Origin of the sequence: Haladaptatus sp. W1 (assembly GCF_001723155.1) — an archaeon.
Classification (GTDB): Archaea; Halobacteriota; Halobacteria; order Halobacteriales; family Haladaptataceae; genus Haladaptatus; species Haladaptatus paucihalophilus.
Genome location: NZ_MEIH01000379.1, coordinates 1 through 6,695, shown reverse-complemented (window position 1 = coordinate 6,695; position 6,695 = coordinate 1). Strand labels below are relative to the sequence as shown.

The following is a 6,695-nucleotide window of genomic DNA, read 5'->3' as shown; positions in this document are numbered from 1 at the left end:
GAGGCGCGCAGCGCGGTGATGGACGAACTCGAACAGATTCAGGACGAGGTGGAGAATCTGAAGGAAGAACGTCTGTGAGTACTACTACAACAACCTCACGGGAACACCGAGGAGTTCTATCAGTGGCTCTACGACGGCGTTCGGACGCCCGACGACATCTACGAGTACGCCGAGCAACAGCAGATGTGCGGCTACGAACTGCTGAAGGACGGGATGGAGGGCGTGGATTTGGTCGTCTGCAACTATCACCACCTCCTCGACCCGATGATACGCGAGCAGTTCTTCCGGTGGTTGGGCCGCGACCCGGAGACGTCATCACCATCTTCGACGAGGCGCACAACATCGAGGGGACGGCCCGCGACCACCCTCGCGCACGCTGACCGAGAACACCATCGACAGCGCGCTGGACGAACTCCAGGAGAGCGACGACTTCCGGAGCGAGGCGGGATTCAACGTCCTCGCCGCGTTCCAGCGCGCGCTGAAAGCCACCTACGAGGATTCGTTCGGTTTCGGCGAGCGCGAAGCGATCGGCGAGAACTGGCAGGACGTATCGGTTGCGAACGAGAACAAGCGCGACGACCTGACGCTGAACTTCCTGCAGGAGTACTCCGGGAAGGGAATCGACGCGGAGTTGGACGACGCGCTCTCGCTCGCCAAGGAACTCGACCAGAAGTACGAGGACGCCTACAAGGAGGGCGACGCGACGACGCGAAAGGAGTGCCAGACGTTGCAGGCCGCGGCGTTCGTCAAGTCCTACATGGACGAGGGGGCAGAACTCGGACAGTATCCGGTCGTCGCGGTGCGGCGCGACGAGGGAACCGACCAAGTGTACGGACGGGCGGAACTGTACACCTGCATCCCGCGCGAGGTGACGCAAGCCCTGTTCGACGAGGTGTACGCAACGGTGCTGATGAGCGCGACGCTCCGCCCGTTCGACGTGCTGTCGGACGTGTTGGGGCTCTCGGAACCCGTCACGCTGGCCTACGGACTCCAGTTCCCGGAGGAGAACCGTCGCACCTTCGCGGCGGAGACCCCGGCGTTGTTCGCCAGCGAGCGAAGCGACCCGGAGACGCAGGAGACCATCGCCGAGGCGTTGACCGACGCGGTTCGGTTCACCGCCGGGAACACGCTCGTCTTCTTCCCGAGTTACGCCGAGGCGGAGCGCTACCGCGACCTCGTTCGGAACCGCGTCGATGCGACCCTCTACTTCGACGAGGCCGGAACCCCCGTCGAGGAACTCCGCCAGCAGTTCACGTCGGACGGCAACGGCGTGCTCTTCACCTCGCTGTGGGGGACGCTGGCAGAGGGCGTCAGTTTCGACGGCGACGACGCGCGGACCGTCGTCGTGGTCGGCGTCCCGTACCCGCACCTGGACGACCGGATGGACGCGGTGCAGGAAGCCTACGATACGGTGTTCGCGGACCGCTCCGGCCGGAATTCGGGCTGGGAGTACGCCGTGGAGATCCCGACGATTCGGAAGACTCGGCAGGCGCTCGGGCGGGTGATTCGCTCGCCGAGGACTTCGGCGTTCGCATCCTCCTCGACAAACGCTACACCGAGAAGAGCGTCCGAGAGATGGGGAAGTACAGCGTTCGGGAGACGTTCCCGCCCGAGGAACGCGGGGAGACCATCGACATCGCGCCGGAAAAGCTCAAGTTCGCCATGCTGAACTTCTTCACGGACAAGGACGCGTGGGACGGCGACCCGCCGAAACCGCAGTAAAAACGGAACCGAGAGCGAATCAGACGGGAAGCGCGATTCTGGCGGCGGTCTCCTCGTACTTTGCATCCCAGAGGTGGAGTTCCGTGACGCTCCACGAAATCGAATCGATATCGCGTTGGGCGAGTTGCCGCGCCGTCTCCACGTCCCCACCGCGCGCCAGCGTGACGTGCGGAACGTAATCCTCTCCTTCCAACCCCTCGATGATCCCGAACTCCTCGGTCAGTTCGTCGTGGAGGCGCTGCAGGCCGGGGCTTTCGACGCCGAGGTAGACGACGGGACCCACGCCGCGGGTCGGGGTTTCGAAGTAGTCGATGCCCGAAACTTTCGCCTCGAACGCGGGCGTTCCGACGAGCGCGGTTCGGACTCGCATCTCCAGTCGGTCGTAGCTCTCGTCGTTACCGAAGCGTTTGACGACGAGCGTCCGTCGGTCACGAACCTTGTCGAACCCGTAGAGGGAGGGGCGTAGCTCCTCCGCGAGTCGAGCGATGTCGCCGGGAACCGGGACGTTGAGGCTGAACACTGTTCGGTTCGAGCGGTGGGAAGAATATCAGGGTGGCGTTTGTCGGTCGGGACCCGCTGGACTCATGCGGTGCTGCCGTTCCGTATCGCGGAGCCCCAAATCGAAATCCACCACTTCTCCATTCGGAGGCTGACACTCGACGTCCACTCGGTGTGGTTTATCGCCGAATCATTCGACTGCAGACGGTTGACCGTCGCGTTTCCGGCGATACGATATGAATGCCCCTTCGTGTCTTCGAGGACGGTGACCGTGATGTGGGCGACGTCACCGTTTCCGAGCGATTTGGGGAGTTTGACTTTACCACTCGCGCCGACCGTATCGTTTCCGAGGAAGAGTGAGACGTTCGTTCCCGCCAGAATACGCTCCCCGCCGTGGTGTTCGACGGTAATCTCGCTCGCGTTTCGGTGAACGGTCAGTCGCGGACGGTCGTCCATCCACTTCGGGGGCGTGGGTGGGTTCGAAACCAACTCGTGCCGATAGTCGAACTCGACGGTCGCGGAGCGTGTTCCCGTCGTTTGAACCGTTCCGGATAGGTCGTGGATGATGCCGCGTTCGTCGACGAGTGCGGTCGCGGAGAGCGTCTCGACGTCTTCAAGCGTCGAGGACCCCGAGGCCTCGTATCGGTACAACTTCGTTCCGTTGCGAACCGTCGTTCCGTTCGCGAGGAAGTCCGCGCTGGAGAGGATGGTTTTCATTCGTGGAGCAACGGACCCGATGCGTTGCCGGATGAAATTGGAGCTCTCCCCGGAATTAACTCGGCAGGTGTCGTCCGCGAGTTGGCACCATGCTACGCTATCGTTCCTCGTGTACCCTCGATACGGGTTCCTCATTTTGTTCACTACCACTCCGTCACCCGCCTCCCGTATTCCCACGCGGCCACCTCCCACGTGCGCGGTGAGGGTCGAGTTCATCCAGTTTCTCGACCCGACGTCCTGTCTCGGGCGGATACGAACGTTCACTCGATAGGGCTCCGATTCGAGCGCCGATTCGTGTGCGGCCACCAACCGCTCGGCGTCGAATATCCACTGTCCATTCGCGCCGGGCGGCGGCGACAGCGAACCGGTCGAAGTCGCGGTCGGTGTTCCTCCGCTAGAACCGGAGTCGGACCACGGGAGAAACCCCGAACAGCCGGAGGTCAGGACGAGGAGGGCCAATAGGAGGGCGGGTAGCCGTCGCATTCCACGACGTTACCGTCGGAACACAATAAAATCTGTCTACGGAGGGAACCGCTGGCAATCGTTGCCGTGCCGAAAGGCTTTAAGGGGTGAGCGACGGAAAGACTCGGTAATGTCGCGGACTCGCGTCACCGGGGTTTGTCCTCCGATGAGCGACGAGTCCGTCCGCGACTCATTCTGCGTGCGACGACGACCGGGGCTTTTCTAGTCCCAATAATACCTATTCCACTCCGTTCCGATGTTCGTTCAAAACGCACTCACCTGTGATTAACTCGTCTTTAGTCTGTCCTCCGATTTTATTTCTCAAATTATTGAGAAGAATTTAAGTAGGTGTAGCCCCTGGCGACTCGTACAATGAAAACGGTTGCACTCGCCTTCTCGGGCGGACTCGACACGACAGTATGCGTCCCACTCCTCGAAGAGGAGTACGGCTACGACGACGTTATCGGCGTCACTGTCGACGTGGGTCAACCCGAAGAGGAGTTTGCAGAAGCGGAGGAAACTGCGGAGGCATTGGATTTGGACCACTACGTCGTGGACGCCAAGGACGCGTTTGCGGAGCAGTGTCTCGACGCGGTGAAAGCGAACGCGACGTATCAGAGCTATCCCCTCGGCACCGCGCTCGCCCGCCCCGTCATCGCCGAAGCGATTCTCGACGTGGCGAAGGAAAACGACTGTGACGCCGTGGCCCACGGCTGTACCGGCAAAGGGAACGACCAGTTGCGCTTCGAGGCGGTCTGGCGCGCCTCCGACTTGGAGGTCATCGCCCCCGTACGCGAGATGGGGCTGACACGCGAATGGGAGATGGGATACGCCGACGAACACGACCTGCCCGTCGAGGGCGGCAACGAGGGCGTCTGGAGCATCGACACGAACCTCTGGAGCCGCTCCGTCGAAGGAGGCAATCTCGAAGACCCCGGCTACGTCCCGCCGGAGGACATCTACGAGTGGACTCTCGCACCCGGCGCGGAAACCGAACTCGTCGAAATCGAATTCGAGGAGGGCAAACCGGTCGCCGTTGACGGCGAAGCGATGGACGCGGTGTCGCTCATCGAGTACCTCAACGAACTCGCCGGAAAACACGGCGTCGGTCGCACCGACCTGATGGAAGACCGCATGCTCGGCCTGAAGGTCCGCGAGAACTACGAACACCCCGCCGCGACGACGCTCCTCAACGCCCACGAGGCGCTCGAAGGATTGGTGCTGACGAAGGAGGAGCGCTCGTTCAAGACGAGTATCGACCAGCAGTGGGCCGAGAAGGCCTACGAAGGCCTCCTCTCAGCGCCGCTCGTGGACGCCCTCGACGGCTTCATCGACACCACGCAGGAGAAGGTGACCGGCACGGTCACCATCAAATTCCAGGGCGGGCAGGCCCGCGCGGTCGCCCGCGAGAGCGAACACGCCGTCTACTCCGAGGACGCCGCCTCGTTCAACACCGAGACGGTCGGCAAAATCGAGCAGGCCGACGCGACAGGGGTCGCGAAATACCACGGCTATCAATCACGTCTCGCGAACGATGAGTGACGGCGGACACGCGGCGAGTGAGGACGACTTCGGGGACGGAGACGTCGTTCGCGGCGACCGCTTCAGCGGCGGTCCCGCCCGCGGGTTTCTCTCGTCGCTCGCGGCCGACGAGCGCATCTTCGCGGCGGACCTCGAAATCGACCGCGCCCACGTCGTGATGCTGGCCGAACAGGGCATCATCGACGACGAGGTAGCGGGCGAAATCCTCACCGCGCTGAACGTGGTCGAAGTCGAGGGCCACGAGACGCTCCCCGAGGGCGAGGACGTTCACGCCGCCATCGAAACGGCGGTCGTCGGACGGGTCGGCCACGACGGCGGGAAGATGCACACCGCCCGCAGTCGGAACGACGAGGTGGCGACCTGCATCCGCTATCGCCTCCGCGAGGACGTTCTCTCGCTCCTCGAAACCACGACGGCGCTCCGCTCGGCCCTGCTCGACGCCGCGGAATCGCACGCAGAGACGGTGATGCCGGGCTACACCCACCTTCAGCCCGCGCAACCGACGACCGTCGGGCACTTCCTCGCGTCCTACGAACAGGCGGTTTCGCGCGATACGGCACGCCTGCTCGATGGGTGGTGGGTCGGTCGGATACTCCTACACTTACACGCAGAGCGACTTTGACATTGATGTCGTAACGAGTGACAACGAGCAGATGGGTGCGTGGGACATCAACATTGACGGCGACGCCGGTGACGACACTTGTACGTTCCGACCGGCAACGATGGCGAGTTGGCACGGTAATGAGGGTCAGTTCAATCTGATGCGACTCTACTCCCGGAGTACGTTCTCTGCAAATGGGAGTAACTTCAACCGGGAGACGGTAGACCACTCAATCGTCTTCTATGAGGACATTTGCGGAGGGTGCGTCTAAATAAAATTTATACCTAGAGTTATACGATACGAGAGCGTTACTGTACATATGTTGGCCCCCACTAACGGTTCACTGAACCGTCGTTCGTTCCTCGCTCTCGGTATCGGCCTCTCGCTCTCTGGCTGCTTACACCGAGCACCGGGAACACAGAGCGTACCGATCCAGATCGAAACAAAACCCACGAACGAGAAGATTCAATTCGGACGCGGCCGACGTACCGAAGCAATGCCAAGCGAACCGGACACGTCACTACCAGTGGACCGGGTGAAAACGCCGTCGTCGCGTGGCAGACTCCGCTAACGGCCGAAACTGAGCCGAGTGTCGTGACCCCTGTCGTGGATGAATCAGGTATATACGCCCCAGTTACAGCCGGTAAATATCTCGGCGTCTTTGACGCCGCCGGCGAGCGAACAACGAAAATTGCGGGTCGATCCGCCGACATCTCAACGCCAACAGTCGTAGATCAACGGGTAACGTTCTCGGACGGTTTCCGATCGGTAGGTGTTGAGCGCCGTAATTGGACCAAAACGTGGATACGGCGTCTCGGTGGTAGAGGAACGATACCAACCGTCGTTGGGGATGTTGCCATCGTCCCGATTAGTGCGGGTACAGGAGCCGTGTACGCAATTGACATCCACAACGGGAACGTCGTGTGGAAGCGACAGACTGGAATCGTCGTACAACCAGCTGCAGCGGACGAATCACTCGTGGTTCTCTGTGAAAGTGATGGAAAGATTCTCGCGCTTAATGTTTCAGATGGAACGACGCGATGGGAGGCTTCAACAGAACTCGGAACGATCACGACCACGCCAGTCCTTGGCAACCACCTTTACGTTAGCAGTGCGACTCAAGACGGAGCAGCTGGACGACTAGAAGCCTACG

General features: G+C 61.6%; 4 protein-coding genes and 2 pseudogenes. 4 read left to right on the top strand and 2 right to left on the bottom strand.

The features are described 5' to 3' along the window. Nucleotides 1–1,722 (top strand): annotated as a pseudogene (locus BG842_RS23170) (ATP-dependent DNA helicase); the annotation flags it as partial. A 19-nt stretch (nt 1,723–1,741) separates the two neighbouring features. On the opposite strand, the gene BG842_RS23165 reads toward BG842_RS23170, so the two are convergent. Both BG842_RS23165 and BG842_RS23160 read right to left on the bottom strand, forming a co-directional pair. Further along, nucleotides 1,742–2,242, bottom strand: a complete 501-nt coding sequence (locus BG842_RS23165) for a 2'-5' RNA ligase family protein (protein ID WP_069452648.1) — start codon at nt 2,240–2,242, stop codon at nt 1,742–1,744. Between the two features lie 62 nt (nt 2,243–2,304). After that, nucleotides 2,305–3,420 (bottom strand): hypothetical protein, encoded by a 1,116-nt coding sequence (locus BG842_RS23160; RefSeq protein ID WP_069452647.1) that lies wholly within the window; start codon nt 3,418–3,420, stop codon nt 2,305–2,307. A gap of 351 nt (nt 3,421–3,771) precedes the next feature. On the opposite strand from BG842_RS23160, the gene BG842_RS23155 reads away from it, so the two are divergent. From BG842_RS23155 to BG842_RS29320, 3 genes and pseudogenes are all read left to right on the top strand, one after another. Next, on the top strand, nt 3,772–4,941 hold the full coding sequence (locus tag BG842_RS23155) for an argininosuccinate synthase (protein WP_069452646.1): 1,170 nt from the start codon (nt 3,772–3,774) through the stop codon (nt 4,939–4,941). Beyond that, nucleotides 4,934–5,533, top strand: a pseudogene (locus tag BG842_RS23150) (lyase family protein); the annotation flags it as partial. The gene BG842_RS23155 and the pseudogene BG842_RS23150, both read left to right, overlap by 8 nt. A 603-nt stretch (nt 5,534–6,136) precedes the next feature. Next, the coding region (locus BG842_RS29320; RefSeq protein ID WP_394327497.1) for a PQQ-binding-like beta-propeller repeat protein at nt 6,137–6,695 on the top strand (559 nt) is incomplete at its 3' end.

What these genes read in the sequence shown, in the direction of transcription:
- BG842_RS23160 (WP_069452647.1), bottom strand. Translation starts at nt 3,420, where the DNA reads ATGCGACGGCTACCCGCCCTCCTATTGGCCCTCCTCGTCCTGACCTCC.
- BG842_RS23155 (WP_069452646.1), top strand. Translation starts at nt 3,772, where the DNA reads ATGAAAACGGTTGCACTCGCCTTCTCGGGCGGACTCGACACGACAGTA.